Source organism: uncultured Clostridium sp., assembly GCF_963515715.1.
Lineage (GTDB): Bacteria > Bacillota > Clostridia > Clostridiales > Clostridiaceae > Clostridium_AW.
In genome coordinates this window covers 14,551-39,595 of record NZ_CAUPZS010000009.1, presented here as the reverse complement: position 1 = coordinate 39,595, position 25,045 = coordinate 14,551, and the positions used below count along the sequence as shown (strand labels likewise).

At 29.9% G+C, this 25,045-nt stretch carries 19 protein-coding genes; 1 reads left to right on the top strand and 18 read right to left on the bottom strand.

The window, feature by feature from the left end; translation table 11 throughout:
• Positions 1-78: 78 nt before the first annotated feature.
• From RYO54_RS08500 to RYO54_RS08445, 12 genes are all read right to left on the bottom strand, one after another.
• Positions 79-1,110, bottom strand: a complete 1,032-nt coding sequence (locus tag RYO54_RS08500; RefSeq protein ID WP_315117512.1) for a glycosyltransferase family 2 protein — start codon at positions 1,108-1,110, stop codon at positions 79-81.
• Positions 1,107-2,549: an O-antigen ligase family protein gene (locus RYO54_RS08495; protein ID WP_315117509.1), complete on the bottom strand. Its 1,443-nt coding sequence runs from the start codon at positions 2,547-2,549 to the stop codon at positions 1,107-1,109. The genes RYO54_RS08500 and RYO54_RS08495 overlap by 4 nt, the downstream gene beginning before the upstream one ends.
• 36 nt (positions 2,550-2,585) lie before the next feature.
• Positions 2,586-3,929, bottom strand: a complete 1,344-nt coding sequence (locus RYO54_RS08490) for an ABC transporter substrate-binding protein (RefSeq protein ID WP_315117507.1) — start codon at positions 3,927-3,929, stop codon at positions 2,586-2,588.
• 25 nt (positions 3,930-3,954) lie between these two features.
• Positions 3,955-5,499 carry a murein biosynthesis integral membrane protein MurJ gene (gene murJ / locus RYO54_RS08485; RefSeq protein ID WP_315117504.1) on the bottom strand — a complete coding sequence of 515 codons (1,545 nt, stop codon included), beginning with the start codon at positions 5,497-5,499 and terminating at the stop codon, positions 3,955-3,957.
• A gap of 16 nt (positions 5,500-5,515) precedes the next feature.
• Complete coding sequence (locus RYO54_RS08480) at positions 5,516-6,619, bottom strand: glycosyltransferase family 4 protein (protein ID WP_315117502.1); 1,104 nt, start codon at positions 6,617-6,619, stop codon at positions 5,516-5,518.
• 29 nt (positions 6,620-6,648) lie between these two features.
• Positions 6,649-7,389, bottom strand: a complete 741-nt coding sequence (locus tag RYO54_RS08475; RefSeq protein WP_315117501.1) for a DapH/DapD/GlmU-related protein — start codon at positions 7,387-7,389, stop codon at positions 6,649-6,651.
• A gap of 21 nt (positions 7,390-7,410) precedes the next feature.
• Positions 7,411-8,517 (bottom strand): Gfo/Idh/MocA family oxidoreductase, encoded by a 1,107-nt coding sequence (locus tag RYO54_RS08470; RefSeq protein WP_315117500.1) that lies wholly within the window; start codon positions 8,515-8,517, stop codon positions 7,411-7,413.
• Between the two features lie 57 nt (positions 8,518-8,574).
• Positions 8,575-9,891 (bottom strand): nucleotide sugar dehydrogenase, encoded by a 1,317-nt coding sequence (locus RYO54_RS08465; RefSeq protein ID WP_315117498.1) that lies wholly within the window; start codon positions 9,889-9,891, stop codon positions 8,575-8,577.
• Between the two features lie 109 nt (positions 9,892-10,000).
• Positions 10,001-11,179, bottom strand: a complete 1,179-nt coding sequence (locus tag RYO54_RS08460; RefSeq protein ID WP_315117496.1) for a glycosyltransferase — start codon at positions 11,177-11,179, stop codon at positions 10,001-10,003.
• Positions 11,180-11,181: 2 nt separating this feature from the next.
• A complete protein-coding gene (locus RYO54_RS08455; RefSeq protein WP_315117494.1) occupies positions 11,182-13,023 on the bottom strand; it encodes a nucleoside-diphosphate sugar epimerase/dehydratase in 1,842 nt (613 codons plus the stop codon).
• A 259-nt stretch (positions 13,024-13,282) separates the two neighbouring features.
• Positions 13,283-14,176, bottom strand: coding sequence for a UTP--glucose-1-phosphate uridylyltransferase GalU (gene galU / locus RYO54_RS08450; RefSeq protein WP_315117492.1), 894 nt, complete (start codon positions 14,174-14,176; stop codon positions 13,283-13,285).
• A gap of 81 nt (positions 14,177-14,257) precedes the next feature.
• Complete coding sequence (locus RYO54_RS08445) at positions 14,258-15,334, bottom strand: capsular biosynthesis protein (protein ID WP_315117679.1); 1,077 nt, start codon at positions 15,332-15,334, stop codon at positions 14,258-14,260.
• Between the two features lie 391 nt (positions 15,335-15,725).
• Between RYO54_RS08445 and RYO54_RS08440 the strand changes: the two genes are divergently transcribed.
• Positions 15,726-17,186 (top strand): aminotransferase class I/II-fold pyridoxal phosphate-dependent enzyme, encoded by a 1,461-nt coding sequence (locus RYO54_RS08440; protein ID WP_315117490.1) that lies wholly within the window; start codon positions 15,726-15,728, stop codon positions 17,184-17,186.
• 19 nt (positions 17,187-17,205) lie between these two features.
• Here RYO54_RS08440 and RYO54_RS08435 read toward each other — a convergent pair whose 3' ends face one another.
• The 6 genes from RYO54_RS08435 to zapA form a co-directional block, all read right to left on the bottom strand.
• Positions 17,206-18,033, bottom strand: a complete 828-nt coding sequence (locus RYO54_RS08435; RefSeq protein WP_315117488.1) for a hypothetical protein — start codon at positions 18,031-18,033, stop codon at positions 17,206-17,208.
• An 11-nt stretch (positions 18,034-18,044) separates the two neighbouring features.
• Complete coding sequence (locus tag RYO54_RS08430; RefSeq protein WP_315117677.1) at positions 18,045-18,500, bottom strand: DUF523 domain-containing protein; 456 nt, start codon at positions 18,498-18,500, stop codon at positions 18,045-18,047.
• A 17-nt stretch (positions 18,501-18,517) separates the two neighbouring features.
• Positions 18,518-20,875, bottom strand: a complete 2,358-nt coding sequence (locus RYO54_RS08425; protein ID WP_315117486.1) for an endonuclease MutS2 — start codon at positions 20,873-20,875, stop codon at positions 18,518-18,520.
• Positions 20,875-23,229: a U32 family peptidase gene (locus tag RYO54_RS08420; RefSeq protein WP_315117484.1), complete on the bottom strand. Its 2,355-nt coding sequence runs from the start codon at positions 23,227-23,229 to the stop codon at positions 20,875-20,877. Before RYO54_RS08420 ends, RYO54_RS08425 begins: the two co-directional genes overlap by 1 nt.
• Before the next feature lie 82 nt (positions 23,230-23,311).
• Positions 23,312-24,298 carry a glycosyltransferase gene (locus RYO54_RS08415; RefSeq protein ID WP_315117482.1) on the bottom strand — a complete coding sequence of 329 codons (987 nt, stop codon included), beginning with the start codon at positions 24,296-24,298 and terminating at the stop codon, positions 23,312-23,314.
• Between the two features lie 98 nt (positions 24,299-24,396).
• Positions 24,397-24,984 (bottom strand): cell division protein ZapA, encoded by a 588-nt coding sequence (gene zapA, locus RYO54_RS08410; RefSeq protein WP_315117480.1) that lies wholly within the window; start codon positions 24,982-24,984, stop codon positions 24,397-24,399.
• Positions 24,985-25,045: the final 61 nt, after the last annotated feature.

Below are 25,045 nucleotides of genomic sequence, written 5' to 3'. Positions count from 1 at the left end.
CTAAATATTAATTATACACAAAAATAGCACAAGAGTATTGATTTTTTGCAATAATCATGTGCTATTTTTTTATATATTCTATCTAGACATTTTTGTATTCTTCTCAAGAGATTTTTTAGATTTAAAAACATAAAAATTCAACAGTCCGTTTAAAAATCCTAGCCCATAGCTAAAATGAAGTATTGGAAATATGAAAAATATATATTTCCATATACCTTTGTTCTTATTGATTAATTTAAAAGAAGATACCATATCTCCAATTATATATAACCCTATCTCTATAAACCATAGATATAATATCCACTTAAATGCTAGACCTAAAAGTAATCCTAAAACATTAGTAATAACAAAGGCTGCAGGAACAAGATGTCTTATAGAAGCAGTTCTACCATGTTTCTGCATGACCCTTACCTTCCAAAATCCATATTGATAATATTGTTTCCAAAGTTTTTTTAATGAAGAACGGCTATAGTAATAGGATTTTATTTTAGGAGATAAAAGTATCTTATATCCATTTTTTATAACCCTAAAATTCAACTCATCATCTTGATTTCTAACTAGCTCTTCATCGAAATATCCTATTTTATCTAATACACTTCTTCTGTAACATCCAAAAGCTACTGTATCTACATAGGTTTCTTCCTTAGCATACCTAAAAAGAGCATTCCCCACTCCAAAGGGCGAACTCATAGCTAAGGATATAGCCATACCTTTATCATCTTCATTTATCGTTTCTATAGGGCCACCAACGCATCCTACCTCATTATTAATCAGTGCCTTGATGTTCTCTTCTATAAAATCTTCTTTTGCATAAGCATGAGCTCCAAATATTATAATTACATCTTTTTGGCTATATTTTATACCTTTATTCATTCCTTTAGGAGCTGATAAGCCTTCATTATCTATAAGCTTTACGTTACTATACTTGTTTTCATATTCCATTACTATATCTCTTGTTCCATCATCGGACATACCATCACAAATAAGAACCTCAAATAACTTAGCAGGATATGTTTGGTTTATAAAAGAATCTATACACTTCTTTATATAATTTTTTTCATTCCTACAAGGAATAACTATAGATACAGTTAAATTTTCTTTATCCTTCATTTTTTAACTCTCCTAATTGTTTTATCACAATTGTTTTTAAAATTTAATTCCACTATTCCAAAGATAATAAATATAATCAACGTACCAGTTATAACACCCTTATGATTAAACTCATTTCCTGTTATAAGAGAAAATATACAATAAACGATTATTGCGTTAATCGCTCCTCTATTATAATCTATATCTTTGAAACCAGCTTTTATCCTATTTATAATAATAAATATAAAGATAAACAGAGCTACCAATCCAAATTCAACCCCAATTTGAAGAAATAAATTGTGAGCATGATCTAATGGATATGAAGCAACAGTGGAGTTAAATCTTATACTTTCTGGCATAAATAAATACCCTTGAAAGGAAAACTTTTTATATGCCTCCGGAAAGCTTCCCCCTCCAATACCAAAAGGATAATTTTTCATCATTATTATATCAGTAAATATAGATTGTAATCTAGCTACTGCTGATGAGTTATTTAAAAATGACGTAGAAGTCCCTCTATGTAAAATATAAGATAGTACTGGCTTTGCTAGAAACAAAGAAGGTACAGCAGCTATATATATAATCTTTCTGTACTTTTTATTAAGTAAAGCCAAGAATATAACAACAAAATAAGTAAGCCACGCTCCCCTGGTAAAGGTCAATAAAATTGCCAAAGTATAGTTAATAAATGATAAATAGAGAAATATTTTTTCATTTCTAGTATTTTTTTTATGAAGTATCATCTCTAAAAGCAGAGGTAAAATCGTAATTAATATACCTGCAAATATGTTTACATTATGAAATCCAAAAGTTAGATATATTCTGTTGCTTTTAATAGCCCCTAGACTCGCACCTTTCATTAGCAATTGTACGTATCCATAGAGACAACTAAAATTAAGAGCCGCAATAGCTGCATAATATATTTTATATTTATCCTCTTTATTAAAATAAGTAATTAAAGTCATCATAAGCATCATAGGAGTTAATACACCTATATGCACTTCCCTTATACTTCTCATCACATCTGAAGAGAAAAAACTACTATTGATGCAGAATATTAAAAGAGCAACAATGAGGAAAATAAATTTAAAAGTAAACTTATTTTCTCCTTTGTAATTATTTTTTAATGCATATATTATATCCTTGAAACTAAATATAAATAATAGAGCTATATATATGGTTTCAAAAGTAATCTTAGCGAAAAACAAATCATAGTAACACAATCTTCTCACTGTAGTAAAAATAGGCAATAATAATATAAACAATAAAATAGACTTTCTCTTATCCTTAAAAATTAGGTATATATCCATTATTAAAAAAAACAAAGCTGCAAAAAGCATGGTAGAGTTTCTAATACCAATCCTTTTAAAGAAAAGGATTGTGATTATTGCGGATAGCAAGAATGATACAGATAACAACTTGTAATATTCTTTTAAATGTTTATTTATAAATTCATACATCTGTGTCACTTCTCCAATCATAAAATAGCATAAAGCTTATTTTTCTATATAATATTTAAAATCAAAACCTTCTTTTTCTATAGCAAAATCATAATAATTTTTAAATTGTTTATTCAGTTCTTCTATAGCGCTATCTACGCTTCTCAATCCTTTTATCCCCTCTAACACTACATTGATTTCTTGTCTTGAATTTCTACTCAAAAACAATGTAGGGTCATAAGTTTCATTATAATAGTTAGCTGCTTCATTATATTCTTTATAAATATCATTTTTAACAGACTTATTCTTCAGATTAACAGGTAGTGCATTTCTCGTTTCTAGAACTTCTCTGTTGATATCTTCACTTAGCAGGAACTCATATACTTTTTTAACCCCTTGTTTTTTCTTTTCATCTTTAATGGCTTCACTATTTACAACTAAAAAATTAAGGTTATTAGTATAGTAATACTTATTTTCATTTTCTCCCTTTGCTTGAATAATATCTTTTATTCCCATTTCAAAACTTAATGGAACTATGTTAGAGAAATATCCCTTGTCTTCGAAGGTACTTATCATCATAGCTACTTCCCCTCTATAAAACTCAGACCTTAATTGATTTTTACTTTTTTTATCAAAGTCTTCATTTATCAATGAAGATGAATACAGCTTATTATATACATTTAATATATCCTTTGCATAATTAAAATTATATTCACCTTTTTTATAATCCCAAAAAGTACTATATATATTTCCATTACTTACGCTTGGCTCCCCTATTACGGTCTTCATATCTTCATAATCTTTAAGAGGAAAAGCAAAAGGAGTTACCTGTGGAAAAGCTTTTTTTATTTTCATTGAGTAATCTACTAACTCCTCTAAAGTAGTAGGGCCTTTATTAGGGTCAAGTCCTGCTTTTTTAAACAACTCTTTATTCCATACTAATTTAGCGTTGTTTTCCATTAGTTTAACCCCTATTGGCATATCTTTATAACTTATTATACTGGTTTTATCTACGTCTTTTAAATCCAATTCAAGTGAATTTAAATCTGCTATTTGATTATTCTTCATCAATGTTGTATAGCCGTATTCAAATATGTCCGGGCCATATCCAGAGGCTAGTGTGGTTCTTAAAGCGTTATAGTAATCCTCTTTGTATTCACTAAAGATAATATGTATATTATCCTTATTTTCATTGTTAAATTTTTCTATTTGATAGGATCTAGTAGGAGATATAATACTTTTCTTCATCCATAGTCTGATTATAGTTTTATCTTTTAATTCTGGAGGCAATTGAGTTTTATCATCAGAGTAACTTTTATAAAACTTTACTCTGTAAAATGTTGAAAATGCTAGTAATATAATTACCAATCCAGTATAAAAAAGAAACCTTTTATTTTTCATCTACTGTTCCTCTCTTAAATACTTCTTATTTTTTTCTTTTTAAGTTTATTAATTCCTTTAATTCATCTACTCTAAATATTATTAACATAATAGTATATACACATGCACCTACCAGAGTACATATTATTATATTTACACCTAAAAACATATTATTTTTCGGCAGGAAATTATCTATTAAACTAAATAATCCACCTACAGCTAAGGCCATAACTACTCCAGAAGACAACATCTTTAAAAAGCTTATAAATATTTTTTTATAATTAACTCCTTTAATCCTAATCTTTATTTCAATAAAAAGAATTAAAGCTAAAATAGTTACAGACAAGGTTGTTGCTAATGCAAGCCCATTTACACCCATCTTAGAACCTAAAACTAAAGTAAATATTATATTAACCACTACAAGAATAAAACCATTTATCATTGGAGTTACCGTATTTTTCATAGCAAAGAATACCTTGCCTAATATATCCATTAAAGAATATCCTAAAGCTGAAAAGGCTAAATATTTTAAACACATAGAAGTTAATTCCGTTGAAGTTTTATCGAATTTTCCTCGTTCCAATACCAGTTGAATAATAGGTTTACTTAGAACTGCAAGTCCAAATATTAATGGTATGGCCACCATAATTACTAAGTTAACGGATTTTACAAACAACTCTTTAAAACCATCTAAATCATTTTGAGAATACTTTTCTGTTAATTTTGGATATAATACTGTAGTTATTGATACTATAAATACTTGATTTATAATAGTACTAAATTTACTAGCATAATCTATTACAGATATACTTCCTGCTACTAAATTTGATGCAAAATTTCTAGCTACCATTAAATTTATTTGGGAAACCGCACTGCTTATGAGAATTGGAATAGCTAATGTTAACATTTTTCTCACATTGCTATCCTTTAAATCCACTACAAATTCATATTTATAATCATTCCCCATAAAGGGTCTTTGAGTAAAAGCTTGGGCTATGGCTCCAACAAACACTGATATTATAGCTGCCATTAAACCATATGTTTTGTAAAATACTATTAGTCCAATGATTATAACTACATTGGCTGTAATACCAGTTAGGGCAGGTTGAACAAATTTCCCATAGGATTGTAAATAGCCAGTGTATAGTCCACTCATGCCTAAGAAGATTATAGAAGGCATCAATATTTGGGTTAACTGAACAGTGATATTAAAATCATTGCCTTTAAAACCTCCTGCAAATAGAGATACTAACTGAGGTGAAACTACTATGGCTATTATTGATAATATGAAACATACTATTGTTACAATATTTAATACGTTATTAAAAAATTTATTTGCTTTTTCCTTATCATTTTTAATATTTGAAAAGATAGGTATAAAAGTCGTAACTAAAGCTGCTGCTACAGCACTAAAAAAAACCTGCGGCATAGCACTTGCGGTTTTAAATATATCCGCTTCTCTAGTTGTCCCCAATTGTATTGCTACAATGAACTCTCTAGCAAAACCAGTAAGCTTACTTAAAACCAAAAGAATGGTAATAATAATACCGTACTTCGCTACATTTTTTACATCCTTTTTTAATTCAGTCATAATCCCTCCAAATAAACTATCTTAATAAACTATAGACTTCTAATAATCTAGCTTCGCACACCGCCCAATTATAATCTTTTTTAACTTTATTAAATCCATTTTCACCCATAGTTTTAGTTTTTTCTATATCATTTACTAGATCGTTAATAGCTTTTGCTATACTCTCTGGTGAATCGGGCTTAACAACCAGCCCGCTTTTAGAAGGATCTACTATAGCTTTAACCATAGGAAAATCACTTCCTATTACAGCAGTCCTTGTTATCATGTATTCAAATAATTTAATAGGTTCTGCATTTACATATCTCCAATTATGGGGTTGCAACAAAACAAACCCAGCATGGGCAGTTTTTAAATAATCAAAAACTTTAGTGTGAGGTATTTTTCCCGTAAATACAATATCTTTATCTTGTAAATTATTTTTGATATACTCTTCACACTTAGATTTAAAACTTTCACTTTCAAAAGGACCTACAAATATGTATTTACATTCTACATTAATTAGCTTTGCTGCTTCTAAAATCTTATAAATACCTCTATCTTCTCTTAATCCTCCCACATAGATAAACGTAGGAATTGTATTATATTCTTTTATCATTTCTTCATCTTTTAATACTGGGTAATTAGGCAGTAGAATTACATTAGAATGATACTTTTTAAATTTATTCACTAGTATATCATTTACAGTTATTATACAATCGGCTTTTTTAGCTAATACCTTCTCATAGTTATATATAACTTTTTCCATAATTCCTTTAATGGCAGGAAAATGCTCTGAAAAAGCTTCTGGGTAGTATTCATGAGAATCATATATTATTTTACTTCCAAAGTTCTTTTTTAATTTAACCGCTACCTGAAAAGAATCTGGTTCATGGGCATGGTAAACATCTGCTCCTATTGCTTTGGCTATATTGTACATATCTTTCATAGGTCTAAACCTATCTCTCCAATTCTTTCTCTTTGGAAAACATTTTATTATGACTCCATCTTCAGTAATAAAGTCTTTGTCTCCTGGGGCTACAATATATATCTCATCATATTCTCTTTTTAAAGAAAGTATTTCCTTGTAATATATTCTATTATCATAAACATCATGCCCAGATGTTAACATACATATTTTCATTTACTACACCTCATAGGTCATTATTCTAATTACTGATTTCTCAATAGTTGGTTCTCAGGAACTTTTCTTAAAACTTTAGCCGGATTTCCAGCAACAATTGTTTCCTTTTCCACATCTTTAGTCACTACACTTCCTGCTGCTACAAATCCATCCTCTTCAATTACTTTGCCTGGTAATATAGTTGCTCCCGCTCCAATTCTTCCACCTTTTTTTATAGTTACACCCTTAAAATTTCCAAATCTTTCCTTTGATCTAGCTGCAAAGTTGTCATTTGAAGTAACGGCGCAAGGTCCTATAAATACATAATCCTCTACTTCTGAATAGGCAGTTAAGTATACATTAGTTTGAATTTTACAGTTAGAGCCCACCTTACAGAAGTTTTCTATAGTAGCACCTTTACCTATTATGGTCTTTTCTCCTATTGTAACATCTTCTCTAACTACAGCTAAATCTGCAATTAAAGTTTTATTTTCTATTTGACAGCCAGCATAAATTACTACTCCTGCTCCAATTAAACACTCATCTTTAATTATTGCAGGAGGAAGTTTTTTGTCATCTTTAAAAATACTATTTACTGATCTCATAGGCTCTTTTCCTATTACAGTATTATCATCTATTCTAACGTTAGAAGCAATTTTACTTCCCGCTTTTATCACCACATTATTAGCGATGATGCAGTTATCACCGATTACTACATCATCTTCTATTATGGTAAATCTTCCAATTTGAACATTATTTCCAATTATAGCTTTAGAGGATATATAATTCATGGATTATTCTCCTTTAACTAATTATTTGTTGATTTTATCTATTCCCACCATTTCCATTGTAGAAAAGTCTTCTAATGGGAATTTAACTGGAAGTCCTGTAAGCCTTGACTTATAAGCTGCAAGTATTATTGTCATACCCTTTTTACCTTCTTCACCATTTATTAATGGCTCTCTATTTTCATGTAATGCATCAATAAAGTCCTTATATAAGTATGTATGTCCAAAACCATATACGCTATCTGGATCTTCACCTTGTTGTTTTAATATTTCTTCTTCATTATCCTCACCATCAGCAAATCTCCAAGTTTCAATTTTATTAACAGCAAGGCCGCCTATGCAAGCTGTTCCTTTTTCTCCAAATATGCTTAGTGTTTCTTCTAAATTCTTTGGATATACACAAGCACTTCCTTCTATTATTCCTATAGCACCGTTTTTAAATCTTATAGTTATAGCTCCAAAGTCTTCTCCTTCTATATCCCTTAAGAAAGTATCACACTGTGCATAAACTGTATCTATTTCTCCTCCTAGCATCCATTGCAATAAATCTATATTATGGATACACTGGTTCATCAAAGTTCCACCATCAAGTTCCCAAGTTCCTCTCCATGGTGCTTGTTCATAGTATCCCATATTTCTATTCCAAAGAATTCTTGCTGTACCATTTACTAATCTTCCGAATCTATCTTTTTCTATAGAATTTCTCAGCTTTTGTATTGGAGCATTGAATCTATTTTGATGGCTTACACATAATTTTACATTGTTTTCTTTTGCTGTCTTAATCATTTCATCAGCATCTTTTATTGATAGAGCTATAGGTTTTTCTACTATAGCATGTTTGCCTTTATTCATGCAATAAATAGCTATTTCTGGATGATATCCACTTTCTGTTGATATTACAACTGCATCTATTTCTTCCTTCTCTAACATTTCTTTATAGTCTGTGTATACTCCTACTGTAAGTGGAGCACCCATCTTCGATACATATTCATTCTTTTCTTTTTCTGCTTTTTCTTCTATAACATCACAAACTGCAACTAACAGTCCCTCTTCTTTATTGTTAACTAGTGCTTCTACGTGTTTATATGAAATTCTTCCACATCCTATTATAGCGAATCTTAATTTTTTCAAAAAAATCACCTCATAATTATATTATAGGATAAGTCAAACTGACTTATCCTCTCTAAACTAAAGTTTATATATTTTTTCTCTATTGTTCTTAACTTCTTTTGTAGCATTTCTTGTATCATAAACTAACTTAGCTTTTTCTACTAATGCTTCATAATCGATATTGCTATGGTTAGTTGTAATAACTACCACATCTGCATTTGATGCTGCTTCTCTCCAGTCAACTGAATAGTACTTTCTTCCCTTGTGCTCAAACTCTGGAATGAATGGATCACAATAGATTATATCTGCACCATGTCTGTTTAATTCATCGATAACTTTTAATGCTGGGGACTCTCTTAAATCATCTATATCATTCTTATAAGACACTCCCATTAAAAGTACCTTTGCTCCATTCATGGCTTTCTTTTCTTTATTTAATAATTTCATTATATTTTCTACTACGTATTCAGGCATTCTATCATTGATTCTTCCTGATGCCTGAATTAAGCTTGTGTGGAAATCATATTCTTTTGCTTTCCACTCTAAATAGAATGGGTCTAGTGGTATGCAGTGTCCTCCTAGTCCAGGACCTGGGTAAAATGCCATAAATCCGTATGGCTTAGTTTTTGCTGCATCTATTACTTCCCAAACATCTATATTCATCTTGTTACAAAGCACTGCTATTTCATTTGCCAATGCTATGTTTATATTTCTAAATGTGTTTTCAAGTATTTTTTCCATTTCAGCTACTGCTGGTGAAGATACTGAGTGTATTTCCCCTTCTAGTACACTTTTATAAAGAGCTGCTGCTACTTCTGTACATTCTTCTGTGCATCCTCCAACTACTTTTGGAGTATTTTTTGTATTGAAGTCCTTATTACCTGGGTCAACTCTTTCTGGTGAAAATGCTAAGAAAAAGTCTTCTCCACACTTAAGTCCTGTTTCCTCAAGTATTGGTTTTAATATTTCTTCTGTTGTTCCTGGGTATGTTGTGCTTTCAAGTACTACTAGCATACCTCTTTTTAAATATTTTGCCACATCTCTTGTTGATTTTATCACGTAGGATAAATCTGGCTGCTTATATATATCAAGTGGTGTTGGTACTGCAATACATACTGCATCTACATCTTTTACAAAACTAAAGTCTGTAGTTGCTCTCAGTTTTCCATTTTCCACTATTTCCTTTAAATCTGTGTCAACTACGTCACCTATATAGTTATGACCTTCATTAACCATTTCCACTTTGCTATCTTGAACATCAAAACCTATTACTTCATAGCCTGCTTTTGCTTTTTCTACGGCTAGTGGTAATCCTACATATCCTAATCCCACTACCCCTAATTTTGCTGTCTTATCTTCTAACTTTTTTATTAATTCGTCTCTTATTTGTGACATTGTTAATAACCTCCTAGGTTTTAAGATTTACAACCATTAAAATTATACACTTTATTAATAGTTGTGGTCAAATTTTTTTGTATTAAATTTAAAATTTTTTACATTGTTTTCATTTTATTAAAGATTTATATACTTTTATAGTTTTTTTTGCATTCTCGTCCCAAATATAATTATTTAAAACAGTTTCTCTTGCATTTTTTCCTATGTCATTTCTTTTTAAATCATCTTTAATCAAAAGCTCTAGAACACTCTCTAATTCCTGTACATTTTCTCTCTCTACTAAAAATCCATTTACTCCACTATCTATTACATCTGTTATACCTTCACCTTTTATCCCTATAACCGGCTTCCCTTGTGCCATGGCCTCAATATAAACCATTCCAAAACCTTCTTTATAACTTGGCAAGGAAAAAATATGGCAACCTCTCATATTTTCAATAACTTTATCATAATCAAGCTTACCCCAAAAACTAACATTATCTTTGAGACCTAATTCTTCCACTAATTCTAGTAATTTATTTTTATATTCTCCATCACCTATAATACTATACTGTATATTAGGGTATTGGTTTATTAAATTAGCAATAGCCTTTATATTAAATTGAATTCCTTTTGCTTCGTTAAGATTAGAAGCACTCAATACTTTTATTTCATCAGTTTTAAGCTCTTCAACTTTTGGGGCTATATATTTCTTATCTATTCCATTATTTATAACTTCAATCTTATGAAAAAACTCTTCATCTTTTACTATATTTTTTAATTTACTGCTGACAGTTATTATTTTATCTACTTTATTTAGTACTTTAAACAAAGCCTTTTTACATTCTAAATTTCTATTAATTGTGTTTTGAAAATCCTGACCATGAATAGTTACTACATGAGGGGTATTATATTTTTCATTTATCACCATACCTGCATAACCATCAGGTAGTGCAACATGGGAATGAATTATATCAAACTTAAAATCTTTGTAAATGTTATTAACTATTCTATCTATTCCTTTAGCCATAAATCCTCCTGATTTATGGAAGAGAAATCCTTTAGGGAATTCAATATATCTAGGATAAAAAACCTCTACATTATCCATTATAGCTTTAGTAGGTATTTGTGAGTATCTCTTCCATTTACTACTCACTTTGTTTATAGGAAAAGGGGCCCAAGGGACCGGGCTTATAACTCTCACTTCACATCCTTGTTTCACAAGGGCCTTCACCTGTTGATGTACAAAAATACCAGCCATTTTATTAAAGGACGAAGGGTACATATGAGAAATCACTAAAATCTTCATACTTAGCAGTCCTTTCTATGGTAAGTTGGTACTTTTTTTCCTATTAATTCAAACATATCTTCTGTATCTTTACCTAATACTTCTTTAAACTCTTGTATTGACTTTTCCACAAAATCTATACTATTATCCGCTGGTTTTTCCACATATATTTTATCATGTTCAGTGGAGGTTAATGCAACTTCATCCATTAACAATTCTTCATATAATTTTTCTCCTGGCCTCAATCCAGTGTACTCTATTTTTATATCTACATCCGGTTGATATCCTGAAAGTCTTATTAAGTCTTTAGCTAAATCCACTATCTTTACTGGCTCTCCCATATCAAGAACGAATATTTCTCCTCCATGGGCCATGGCTCCTGCTTGTATTACCAATTGTGCTGCTTCTGGTATTGTCATAAAATATCTATTTATTTCTGGATGAGTTACAGTCACTGGTCCCCCGTGAGCAATTTGCTTTTTAAACAATGGGATTACTGATCCATTACTTCCTAATACATTTCCAAATCTAACTGCTACATATTCCGTACTACTTATACTGTCAAATGCCTGTATCATTATTTCACAAAATCTCTTTGTTGCTCCCATTATATTAGTTGGATTTACAGCTTTATCAGTACTTATTTGAACAAATTTCTTAACACCATATAAATGGCTACAATTAACCACATTGTACGTTCCAATAATATTATTTTTTATAGCTTCACTAGGGTTATTTTCCATCAATGGAACATGTTTATGTGCCGCTGCATGGAAAACCACCTCTGGTCTATATTTCTCGAATATATCCTTTAATCTCTTATCATCTCTTATTGAAGCAATTATTACTTTTTTGTTTAAATCATCATAATTATAATTCAGCTCCATTTGAAGATCATAAGCATTGTTCTCATAAATGTCCAATATCAACAATTGTTTCGGGTTAAATTTAGCTATTTGCCTACATAATTCAGATCCTATAGAGCCTCCCCCACCTGTTACTAGTATTACCTTATCTTTGATATATTTATTTATATTTTCATTATTTAATCTAACTTCTTCTCTTCCTAGTAAATCTTCAATATTTACATCTCTTATATTCTTTATACTAAACTCACTATCAATAATTTCATATATCCCTGGAAGAGTTTTTAGCTTAGCGTTGGTATTTTTGCATATATTGATAATTTTTCTTTTAGTATCCACATCTGCTGACGGAATAGCAAGTATTATTTCTTCCACCCTTAATTCATTGCATATAGGAACAATATTTTCCCTAGTCCCTACTACCTTTGCACCACTAATGCGTTTTCCCACTTTACTTTTATCATCATCTATCAACCCAACTATCTCATAATTTAAATTTACGCTTCTTTTAATTTCTTTTATTAATAAAGCAGCAGCATCACCAGCACCTATAATTAATAGTTTCTTCTTCTTCTTGTTATTATGTTTGTCAGAATTACCTTCTTGAACTATTCTAGCAATAAATCTAGTTCCCCCTAAGAAAACTACAGATAAAATCCAAAAGATTACATGTACTCCATAAGGGAATCTAATATAGTGTGTTTCTAATAATTTATAATTTATAAAATAGCTGTATATTAAAATAACCACATTCGACAAGGAAATAGAATAAACTATAGACATCAATTCTTCTATAGATGCATATTTCCAAATACTATTATATAAATTAAATACTTTATTAAAAAACAAGGTAATTATAATTACTGGTATAACTGTAAGTTTAAAAAATTCCATGTATGCACTAGGAATTTTAAAATCCAACCTGAGTAATAAAGCAAAGTATAATGAAAACACTAATAATATAACATCAGAAACAATTAACTTTCTATCCTTTTTCATATATATCACACCTTAAATAAATTAGTTTTGTACATTCCTTATATTTTTACACCCTATAATAAATTATTTAATATGTCTATTATTATATTCACCATTTAAATATACCACAATATATACGTTTTTGTAATACACAGTATCTAATTATATTCACACAAAAAAGGCCTATAAATGTTATTTACAAGCCTTCTTTGTATTTTTTTATATTTATTTATATCATAGCTTAATTACACTAATACCTATTTTCAAGTACAAAATCATATTAAACTCTATCAGAGATAGGTTTCATTGGCTCCTCCGTAATAGTTAACAGATATTTCATAAATTCGTCCTTTAATTCTTCCCTTTTTAAAGCGAATTCTACTGTTGCCTCTAAAAATCCTAGCTTATCTCCAACATCATATCTTCTTCCATCAAAGTTATAGGCATATATAGCCTCTCTAGAGGCCAAGGTTTTCAATGCATCCGTTAATTGTATTTCTCCACCTTTACCTGGCGTTGTACTTTCTAGAATATCAAAAATACTAGGAGTGATAATATACCTTCCTAATATAGCTATATTAGATGGCGCCTCTTCTACTTTAGGCTTTTCTATCAGATCCTTAACCTTATAGACATTCCCTTCTATTTGCATTCCTTTTATTACCCCGTATTTATATACCTCTTCTTTAGGTACCTTTTGTACACCTAGTATAGTAGTTTTATATTCATTAAAACAATCAATTAATTGTTTTAAACAAGGAACTTTACTATCTACAACGTCATCTCCTAGCATAACTGCAAAAGGTTCATTTCCAACAAAGGTTTTAGCACAGCTTACGGCATGACCTAGCCCCTTTGGCTCTTTTTGTCTTATGTAATATATATCCGCCATATTGGATATTTCCTCCACCATATTGAGCATCTCTTCATTTCCTTTGCTTTGCAACTGCTGCTCTAACTCAATAGATTTATCAAAATGATCTTCTATAGCTCTTTTATTTCTTCCTGTTATAATTAATATCTCTTCAATCCCTGAATGAACTGCTTCTTCTATAATATATTGGATTGTTGGTTTATCAACTATAGGTAACATCTCTTTAGGTTGAGCCTTGGTGGCTGGTAAGAATCTAGTTCCAAGCCCCGCTGCAGGTATTATAGCTTTTTTAACCCTCATTAAAGCTTCTCCTTTCTAAAAGTCAATACAAAAGTGCACTCATTAATATATAATTAGCTAACTTATTATAAATTATACTTTTTATAATTTTTGCAGTATTTCTTCAATCTCCAAGACTACTTCATCCTTAGGATCTATTTTTTGAGCAATTTTTAAATGCTGTTTTGCTCCTTCAATATTTCCCCAGTTTAAATAACACATTATAATGTTGGTGCATATCTCTACTGATTTTGTAACTTCAAAGGCCTTTCTTAATAACTCTATAGCTTTTTCATAATTTCCTAATGAAGCATAATTAATTCCTAATTCATTTATTACCTGTGGCATATTACTGTCTATATTTAAACCTTCATTTAAGTAATATATAGCCTTCTCATAATTTTCTAAAATTCTGTATGCTATAGCAATATAATAATACAAAGCTCCATCTTCTGTAACAGTATCTATTAAAGGTAGCAAATATACTAATGCTTCTTTAGGATTATCATAAATTAATTCTTTTCCCTTTTCATAGTTGCTAATAGTCTTTAATGAAAGCTTCAAATCCGTAATTTCTAAGGTTTCTTCTCCACCTAAAGCTATATAGTTATTAATTGAAAACAGAGCTTCTTCAAAATTATTCTCCTCTCTTTTAATTAATCCCTCGTATAAATAGGGTAGAGAATACTCTGGATAAAGATTTTTTATTTTATTTATAATAGATATTTCTTCATCTTCATATATAGGGTCCAAACTCCTTAACTTATCACAGAGCATAAGTAGCTTTTCGTAATTTTCTTTACTTTCTTCTACATTAATAAGTCCTTTTAACATTATATAAGCATCTTCATATAATTTTTCATCTATGGCCTTAAAAATCTTACCTTTAATAAATTTTACACTTTCCGATGTATTTTTAATAAAATCCACATAGTATTTATTAAATTTAAAATGCTCATCTGCCCCTAAAACAAAAAACATCGCTTCTACAAAATAAACGGCTGAAATATTATCCATGCTTTCACCGGACTTAACTTTGTTTATTATATCTTCTGACTTTATTGGCATATAAATTTCTTCTTCAATGTTTTTTTTAAACATTTTACCTAATGTATTTTTATCAACTTCTAGAAATAATATTTTAGAGAGTTTATCTGAAAATCTAGATTTAATATCCAATATGAAATCATCCCTTCTATATTTATTTAATCTAATCATAGCTTATTTAAGATTATACATTTTATTATTCACTTCTTCCACATACTTTCTTTTAAAAAATAGATATATTCTAATTTTATATCATTGAATTTGCATAAGTCTAGAATCTTTTATCTTTTAAATAAATTTAATCAAGCATTGTAATCAAATTTATTTAAGATTATTTTATAAAAGAATATATAAAGATTAATGTTTTGCATACAATACAAATGTAATATTAAATATTTCCGCGTATTATATTGCATTTAAATATTATTTACCTTATAATTATATTGTTTTATGCAAATCCACGGAAACCATTGATTCTTCAAAGTTTCACGGGTGCATTTATTGAAAGAAGGTGTTTATCAAGGTGTATAAGTTAGATCAAAATGAGACTCCATTGTTCGATGTTTTAAAAGAATATGTAAACAGAGAAACAATACCCTTCCATGTGCCTGGTCATAAAAAAGGCGTAGGAATGGATGAAGAATTTAAAAATTTTATTGGGGAAAATCCCTTTAAAATTGACGTTACTGTTTTTAAATTAGTGGACAGCTTACATCACCCTACAGGAGCAATAAGAAAAGCTCAGAAACTTGCTGCGGATGCATATGGTTCTGATGCTGCATTCTTTTCAATTCATGGTACATCAGGTGCCATTCAGGCAATGATAATGTCTGTAGTTAAATCTGGAGACAAAATAATTATTCCAAGAAACGTTCATAAATCTGTAACTGGTGGAATAATATTAAGCGGTGCCGTTCCTGTGTACATGCAACCAGAATTGGATAAAAAAGTTGGAATCGCCCATGGTGTTACTCCAGAAACTGTAGAAAAGACTTTGTCTGAAAACCCTGATGCTAAGGCTGTTTTAATCATAAATCCAACCTATTACGGTGTTGCAACAGATATTAAAAAAATAGCAGAAATAGTTCATAAATATGACATTCCATTAATAGTAGATGAGGCCCATGGGCCACACCTTGGTTTTAATGATAAATTACCTATATCCGCAATAGAAGCTGGTGCAGATATGTGTGCTCAAAGTACTCATAAAATAATAGGTGCTTTAACTCAATGCTCACTGCTTCATGTTTGCTCTAAAAGAATTGATGTGCATAGAGTTCAACAAATATTAAATCTCTTGCAGACAACATCACCTTCTTATATTTTGATGGCTTCTCTAGATTGTGCAAGGAGACAAATAGCACTACACGGTAGAGAGTTACTTGATAAAACCATAGAACTTTTAAACTACGCTCGTGAAGAAATCAATAAAATACCAGGTTTCTATTGTTTTGGTGAAGAAATATTAAATAGTTCAGGAGCTTATGCCCTTGATTCAACAAAACTAACTATAACTTGTAGAGATTTAGGAATAACTGGATATGATTTAGATATGATTTTATCAAATAAGTATCACATACAAATGGAACTTTCTGACCTATATAATGTTTTAGCTGTAGGTTCCTTTGGAGATACTGTGGAAAATATAGATAAATTATTATTTGCACTAAGAGAAATTAGTAAAGATTTTTATGGAAAAGGAAATAAAAAATCTGATTTTATAGATATTCCATCAATACCAGAACAGCATCAAATTCCTAGAGAAGCTTTCAATAGTGAAAAAATATGTATTTCCCTAAAAGAAAGCGTAGGAAAAATAAGTGGGGAATTTTTAATGGCTTATCCTCCAGGAATTCCAATATTATGCCCAGGTGAAATAATTACTCAAGAGATAATTGACTATGTTGAAAGATTAAAAAACACAGGATTATATGTTCAAGGAACAGAAGATCCTGAAGTTAACTTTATAAAAGTTGTTAGGTAAAAATGCTATGCATTTTTACCTAATCCTCTCTTATCCATTTCAAATTTTCTTTTATTATTTCCTTATGTTTATTCCTAATATATTTCATATAACTATTTTCATCTAAGTTTAATATAGAGTCATAGGTATTTAATATTTTTTTGAAATAAGAAAGTATGTATTCAAGTTTAATAAAGGCCACATATATTTCTCTATTTACTTTAACATGAAAGCTTCTTTTTTTCTTTCTAACTGCTTTTATTAAATCCTCATAGAGAGCTCTCCATAAATTTATTATCTTTACACTTTGAAAATTAATTCTTAGAATTTCTTCAAAAATATCATAGGCTTTATGAAATAAAGTATCCGCAAATACATAATCATTATCCTTAATTTTTTCTTCTAATATTAATAATTCTTTTATTTTATTGTTTTTTTCTTTTCTTAGCTCTACTACTTTTGTAATAACTTCTTTTAGTTTTAAGGCTTCTTCCATGCCATCATCTTTTAAAAATTCTAATGCTTTTATAGCTCTATTGCCGTCGTCTTCATATCTATTAATACTACTCTCATCTTCATAGGTAGAAACAATAGAGTTCTTATTATCTGCATTAAATATACTCTTATAGTAATAAGTTAATTTTTCTATTTCCTCTAGAATATTATTATCTTTTACTATTTCATCCTTCTCTGTAAGGTATAAAACACCCTTTAAAATATAATAGTCTTTCCCAAAGCCCTTTTTTCTAAATTGCACAGATTTATATGTATTCCCCTTGTATTGTATGTGTATAGCCTTTGCTGTCTCTCCCTTTTGATAATATGTCTTTATTATTTCTTCCGTTTTATTTTCAATATCTTTATACATAGGCTTATAATTCACCTCATCAATTTAAAGTTATCTTCTGTATATACCTCTATACCATTTTTGCTTAAAAGCTCAGCTGTTACTCCATTTCCATTTATTAATTCATGTGAAAAAGTGCCATTATATATTTTGCCATAGCCACAAGAAGGACTCTTAGCTTTGAGTATGGCAGTGTTAATATTATAAAGCTTAGCTATTTTTAAAGTTTCATAGGCACCCTTTAAAAATCTTTCTGTAGAATCTATATTTTCCTGGCCAATTACTCTAGCTCTGCCTTCTAATACATCACTTCCATCACCTCCTGCTATTTCATGAGGAGGTCTGGGGGTCTCCATACCCCCTAATTGTTCAGGACATACAAGGACGGCCTTTCCTTCTTTAACCATCTCCATTATTTCAAGATTTGTATTATCACTGCCATTATATTTACAATCAACTCCACAAAGACAAGCACTTACCAATATCATTTTATCTTTACTACCTATCATTTTAATTCTACCACCGTAACTCCGGTGCCTCCTTCCCCATATTCTCCTAATCTATAAGATCTTACATGAGAATGTCTCTTTAACATATCATTTATAGCTTTTCTCAATATTCCTGTACCTTTACCATGTATAACAGTAACTTCACTTAACCCCGCCATGTAGGCTTCATCTAAATATTTATCAGTAGCATAAATAGCTTCTTCTGAATCCATTCCTCTTAAATCAATTGAGGTTCCAACGGATTTAAGATTTAATCTTGCTTCTCTTTTTACTGCCTTTTTATCCTTTGCGCTTTTTTGTGATATCCTTAAATCCTCTATATTCACACTTATTTTCATTATACCAGCCTGAACTTGAAGTTCTCCCTTATTATCAGGCCTAGTTAGAACAATTACATTTTGATTTAGTTTTGGTAGATATACTTCTTCTCCTAATTTTATCTCTTTAACTTTTTCTCCTTTTTCCTTTTCTAAATTTTCTCCCTGTGCTTCTATTTTTTCTAATTTGTCCTTTAATTTCTTTCTTTCCTCTTCTAATTTATGTCTTAAATCTGAGGTATACCCCATTTTCTCCAATTCTCTTATATTTTTTAATATATTATCTGCCTCTTCTTTTGCCTCTTTTACAAGTCTTTTCCCTTCTCTTTGGGCATCTATAAGAGCATTTTCTCTTACTTTATTAAGGCCGTACAATTTTTCTTCATATTTTTCCTTTAACTTCTGCGCTTCATCCTTCAGCATCCCTGACTTTCTTGCATCTTCCGCAGCTTTAATGCTTTTCTCCTGAAGACTTTGTATTAAATCTTCAAATCTCAAACTTTCACTAGCTATACTACTTTTAGCTTCATCTATAATAAAATCTGGAAGCCCTAATCTTTTTGAAATCTGGAAAGCATTAGATTTACCAGGTATTCCAATGAGTAATCTATAGGTAGGCTTTAATGTTTCTACATCAAACTCCACCGAAGCATTCTCCACTCCCTCAGTCTTTAATGCATATCCTTTTAGCTCACTGTAGTGGGTAGTAGCAATAATTTTAACCTCTTTCTTTCTTAAGTATTCTAATATTGAAACAGCTAAGGCAGCTCCTTCTGTTGGATCCGTCCCCGCTCCTAATTCATCAAACAATACCAATGACTTTGAATCTGCATTTCCTATTATATTTACTATGTTTGTCATATGTGATGAGAATGTTGACAAACTCTGCTCTATACTTTGTTCATCTCCTATATCTGCATATATCTCTTTAAAAAAGCTTATAGTGGAATTTTCTCTAGCAGGAATCATAAGACCACTCATAGCCATAATGTGCAAAAGTCCTACAGTCTTTAAAGTTACTGTTTTCCCTCCAGTATTAGGGCCTGTTATTACAATGGAAGTAAAATCCCTTCCTAGATATACATCAGTAGGAACAACTACTTTAGGATCAATTAATGGATGTTTCCCTTGTACTATGTCTACAAATCCATCCTCATTTACATGAGGGCAAATAGCATTTAAACTACTAGCAAACTTAGATTTCGAAAATATGAAATCCAACTCCCATATTATGTTTGCATTATTTTTAACATATGCTATATTATCACATACTTTTTTTGATAACTCCCTTAGTATTCTCTCTATTTCTGCCTTTTCTTTTAAAATCAACTCTTTTATTTCATTATTTAAATTCACTAAACTCATAGGTTCAATAAACAATGTGGCACCTGAGGAACTCTGATCATGTACTAATCCAGGAACTGAACTTTTATTCTCAGCTTTTACTGGAAGAACATATCTCTCTCCTCTCATGGTATATAAGCTTTCTTGAAGATAAGGAGCATAACTTCTCATAAGTGAATTAACCTTATCTCTTATTGAAGCATTCTTATCCTTTAATGATCTTCTTATATTGTAAAGAGTGCTACTTGCTCTATCTGATATTTCCTCTTCGCCAATGATTGCATTATATATGTCATCTTCTAAAGATTTAAGAGGATATATACTCTCGCAAATGTCTTCTATAACTTTATATCCTTCTTCTTCATCTTTATGTGAAACATAGTCTTTAAATTTTCTACATGATCTCATAACATTTGCAATCTTTAACAATTGTCCAGGAAGAAGAGTAAAACCCTTCTCTCCTTTTCCTATTTCCTCTCTAACATCATATATTCCCTCAAAAGGTGGTAACCCTTTTTTCATCAGCAACTCTAGTCCTTCTTTGCTTTCCTGTAGATGCTCTCTAATTTCATATAAATTATCATATGGCTTTAAATCATCAATTATATCTTTAGCTGCCTGAGTATGGGTAAACCCCTTTAAGATTTCCTTTATTTTATTAAATTCTAATACTCTTAATGCTCTATCATTCATTATTCTACACCTCTTTTATAATGTCCCCTAGTATAATTTTTAAAATCTCCATCCCAGGTTTTAGTTTGCATAGACTTCATTATACATACTACTTCTTCATAGTTTTCATCTGTAAAATCTAGCCTAAAGTTTTTAAAACCTATTTTGTTTAGTTCTTTTACATTAGGAAGTAAATTTAAAGCTACTGAATTATATATATAGCTTCTACAAAATTTATCAGTACCCAGTAGGAACTTTTCTCCCATCCTGTCTATGAGCTTAAATTTTTTCTTATTGCAATATGAATCACAGTTTCTATTCTTATCCTTACCGCCTAAAACACTTCCAATAGCACAATATTCACTTACCATAAGCTCAATTTTGCCATAAACAAGCATTTGTGTATTTTTATTTTCTTTAAAAGTATTTTCCAACTCTTTTTTATTTAGCTCTACACTTACACAACTTCCATCTATAAGATTATCATAGAAATTTAAACTTTCACTATTAAATACATTTAGTTTGTAATCTCCAATAATACATGTTCTATCTTTAAACTTATTTATAATACCTAAGTTTGCTGTGGTAACACCTTTAATTTTATGCAATTTTTTTTCTATGAATTCACTTATAAATTGAAACTCTCCTTTAATAATATTAGGTATTTTTAAATATAAGTTTACTTTTTCTCCATCTATAGAATCGATATCTATTTCATTATTTCTCATAAAAGGATTAATGCATATGTCTTTTATATCAAACTCTAACACTGCTTTTAATTGGTCTTTAGTGATTATATATATTAACTTCTCTGGTAAAACTCTCTTCTCTTTTATAACATAATTTTTATTATAGTTTGTTTTACCTAAGTCCCCATCTCTTTTATATGAACCAACAATAAAATTCTCTACCTTTTCTAATAAAGCTCTCCTTACTCCATTAATTGAAGCTGCTGGCAAAAATCCCTCTTCAAAATTATTGAATGTAATCTCTTCAAAATTAAATGGAGTATCTCCAGTTTTTCTTAAGCTATCGATTATTTTATTTTTATCTAGTGGTTTTTTTATTGCCTCTTGAATTTCCTCTCCTTTAACTGTTATAGTTCTCCCCTTTATTTCCGTGGAAATAACTATAGGAGAATTTATTTTAAAATCTACTTTTAAAGGTATATTTATTTTTTTACTATATTTATTGCTATAGAATCCTTCATAGTGTTTCGACAGTTTTACATCAGAGGTCTTAAATATTGTGTCCCCTGCCTTATAATTTGTTGGGTATATTTTAACTTTTTCTCCCCTATAAGCCTTTTCTACTTCTTTATTATCCTTTGTCATTTTAGATATGGCAAAACCACCTTCTCCATTTCTCACTCCATCTTTTAAATCTATATCTTCCTTTAAGGTGATTTTTAATTCCTTATCTATCTTTCCTAGCAATATACCAGTATTTTTAGGAAAGTTATATGCCATCATATCTTTCCCTACACTTCCATATAGATAAGCTTTAGAAAAGCCTTCTCTATTAAATAATTGAAGAAGCTTTTTATTTTCCGCCTCATAATCTAATTTTTCTTCTTTTATTTGTATATTATCTATAGCCTTTCTATAATTATCTATAACCCCTGCTACATATTCTGGTCTTTTCATTCTACCTTCAATTTTTAGTGAAGTGGCGCCACTTAAAATTATATCCTCAATATTGGTTAATGTAGAAATATCCTTAGGACTTAATAGATAGCTCTTTTTTACTCCCTCTTCATCCCCCTCCATCAATGAATAAGGCAATCTACAAGGTTGAGCACATCTTCCTCTGTTTCCACTTCTGCCTCCTATCATACTGCTCATAAGGCATTGACCTGAATAGCATATACATAAAGCTCCGTGTACAAATATCTCCGTCTCTATTCCTATATTTTCTGATATATATTTAATTTCCTCTAAAGATAATTCCCTAGAGAGAACTATTCTTTTAAAGCCCATTTCTTTAAGCAATTTTGCTCCCTCTAAATTATGTATGGTCATCTGGGTTGAAGCATGTAGTTCGAAGTCTGGCATTTCCCTTCCTATGGCTTTAGCTAATCCTAGATCCTGTATTATCAACCCATCTACACCTATTTTATAAAGAAATTTAGTGTATTCTAAGGCTTCCTCTAATTCCTCTTCCTTCAATAAGGTATTTACCGTAACGTATACTTTTACTCCATATATATGACAATAATCCACTGCCTTAGTCATATTCGCCTCATCAAAATTAGAGGCATATGCTCTTGCAGAAAATTTACTTCCTCCTAAATATACTGCATTTGCTCCACCATTAACCGCTGAATATAAACTTTCCATACTACCTGCTGGAGCTAACAACTCTATTTTTTTCATATTCATCTCTCCTAATTTAATCTAGATTTATTATACAATATAATACCCATAGTTTCTAACAATAATTTAAGGCTATCCTTTACTATAGGATAGCCAAATAACTTTCATATAATTTTTGTATACATTTATTCCAATTATAATTTTCTAAAATATAGTTTTTAAACTCCCCGTTTTTCTTTCTATTAATTCCTTCCATTATCCCTTTTGCTATGGACATTTCTTCAAATGGATCGCAATAGGTAGCACCTTCTTTAAAGTATTCGTAAGCACTTCCTTCTTTAGTGGTTAGTATGTTACATCCACTAGCAGCCGCTTCTAAGGAAGAAATCCCTGGTATCTCCATAAAAGATGGAGATATATGAAGTTTTGCAAATCTATATGCATTATAAATATTATAGCTGTCCATAAATCCTAAGTAAGTAGTATTCTTATATTTTATACATTCATTAAAGTAATCTTTATCATCTATAGTACCTATAAGCACTAATTGTAAATTTAAATCATTACAAATCTTAGACAAAGTTAACTGATTTTTCATTTTGCATATTCTTCCAACACAAAGAACATAATTATCTAAATTATATCTATCTTTAAAATTATATAATGGAACCTGATCATCTTCTACTTCAACTCCATCGTATATTACTTCATACTTAATATGTTTACCAAATTCCTCTTTAATTAAGTCTCCTTCTGTTTTGCTATTAGGATATATTATTTTACAACCTCTTAATATCTCAACTTTATAATGGCTACATTTATCCCACATTTTTATACTATCCACATCATTAATATATTTATAATATTTTGTTAAATTCCAGTACATTGGCGATAAAGCAATTGTTTTCTTATAGTGTCTACCTAATTTATAATATTTATATGTTTCCCCAGTTCTAGTTAAATTAAATAGATGAATTAAATCATAAGAAGAATAATCCTCTATATGACCATTATTTATATCTACATGGACTCCAGTTTTCCTCAAATGTTCCGCTGACTTTAAAGCTTGCATAGAATCTCCTGCAAAATTTCTCAAATAGTCATTCCTTATGCAATATAGAATCCTCATATATATCCCCCTAAATTTCTCCGTGTTTAAATTATTATTATGCAACTTTGAATGTTATTATCACATTTAAAATAAAATAAGGTACAAATTAATGCACCTTATTTTATCATTGGATTATTCATTTTCTTCTCTTTTGCCAATTTAACCTCTGTTTCAATAAGCTTATGTTGCAAATCTAGTATCTTGTATTTTGAGGATTGCATCTTAAACCTATATTCTTTACATTCTAATTTTAATTTATTATTTTCTTCTAAATATTTTTTACAATTGTCTCTAAGTTCACTTTTTTCTTTTTCGGCATTGCTAAGAATTGCCTCTTTACTTTTTAATACTTCTTCGTATTCTTCTAACTGGTTTTTTTCTTTCAATTCCTCAACATATTTTTCTAATTCAGATACCTTCTTCTTCAAATCCTCAATTTCGCTTACATAATTCCTCTCATGTTCTTCCATGTAGTTTAACTTATTTTTAAGCTGTTGATTTTCCTCTTCCTTTTTAAGCATGTCATCAACAGCATTAACGGCAGTTAATATGGCAGCTGAAGCTGTACTGAGTTTACTGTTATTATCAGTTATGTTTTTAAGTTTTTTATCCACATAAGCTGCTACCCTATGTAAATATTCTTCTTTTTCATTTCCTTTTAAGTTATATTCAACTCCATTTATCCTAACAGCTACTATGTTCATGAAAACACCCTCTCAGATAAATTCTTATATATATTTTAACACAATTCTCTGATAGTTAAAA

Bases quoted from the DNA above. Each gene is read 5' to 3' on its own strand.
- zapA (WP_315117480.1), bottom strand. From the start codon at position 24,984: ATGAACATAGTAGCTGTTAGGATAAATGGAGTTGAATATAACTTAAAA.
- murJ (WP_315117504.1), bottom strand. From the start codon at position 5,499: ATGACTGAATTAAAAAAGGATGTAAAAAATGTAGCGAAGTACGGTATT.
- RYO54_RS08500 (WP_315117512.1), bottom strand. From the start codon at position 1,110: ATGAAGGATAAAGAAAATTTAACTGTATCTATAGTTATTCCTTGTAGG.
- RYO54_RS08425 (WP_315117486.1), bottom strand. From the start codon at position 20,875: ATGAATGATAGAGCATTAAGAGTATTAGAATTTAATAAAATAAAGGAA.
- RYO54_RS08455 (WP_315117494.1), bottom strand. From the start codon at position 13,023: ATGAAAAAGGATAGAAAGTTAATTGTTTCTGATGTTATATTATTAGTG.
- RYO54_RS08475 (WP_315117501.1), bottom strand. From the start codon at position 7,389: ATGAATTATATATCCTCTAAAGCTATAATTGGAAATAATGTTCAAATT.
- RYO54_RS08420 (WP_315117484.1), bottom strand. From the start codon at position 23,229: ATGAAAAAAATAGAGTTGTTAGCTCCAGCAGGTAGTATGGAAAGTTTA.
- RYO54_RS08465 (WP_315117498.1), bottom strand. From the start codon at position 9,891: ATGTCACAAATAAGAGACGAATTAATAAAAAAGTTAGAAGATAAGACA.
- RYO54_RS08480 (WP_315117502.1), bottom strand. From the start codon at position 6,619: ATGAAAATATGTATGTTAACATCTGGGCATGATGTTTATGATAATAGA.
- RYO54_RS08435 (WP_315117488.1), bottom strand. From the start codon at position 18,033: ATGTATAAAGATATTGAAAATAAAACGGAAGAAATAATAAAGACATAT.
- RYO54_RS08415 (WP_315117482.1), bottom strand. From the start codon at position 24,298: ATGAGGATTCTATATTGCATAAGGAATGACTATTTGAGAAATTTTGCA.
- RYO54_RS08460 (WP_315117496.1), bottom strand. From the start codon at position 11,179: ATGAAGATTTTAGTGATTTCTCATATGTACCCTTCGTCCTTTAATAAA.
- RYO54_RS08430 (WP_315117677.1), bottom strand. From the start codon at position 18,500: ATGATATTGGTAAGTGCTTGTCTTTGTGGAGTTGATTGTAAATATAAT.
- RYO54_RS08495 (WP_315117509.1), bottom strand. From the start codon at position 2,549: ATGTATGAATTTATAAATAAACATTTAAAAGAATATTACAAGTTGTTA.
- RYO54_RS08490 (WP_315117507.1), bottom strand. From the start codon at position 3,929: ATGAAAAATAAAAGGTTTCTTTTTTATACTGGATTGGTAATTATATTA.
- galU (WP_315117492.1), bottom strand. From the start codon at position 14,176: ATGAGGGTTAAAAAAGCTATAATACCTGCAGCGGGGCTTGGAACTAGA.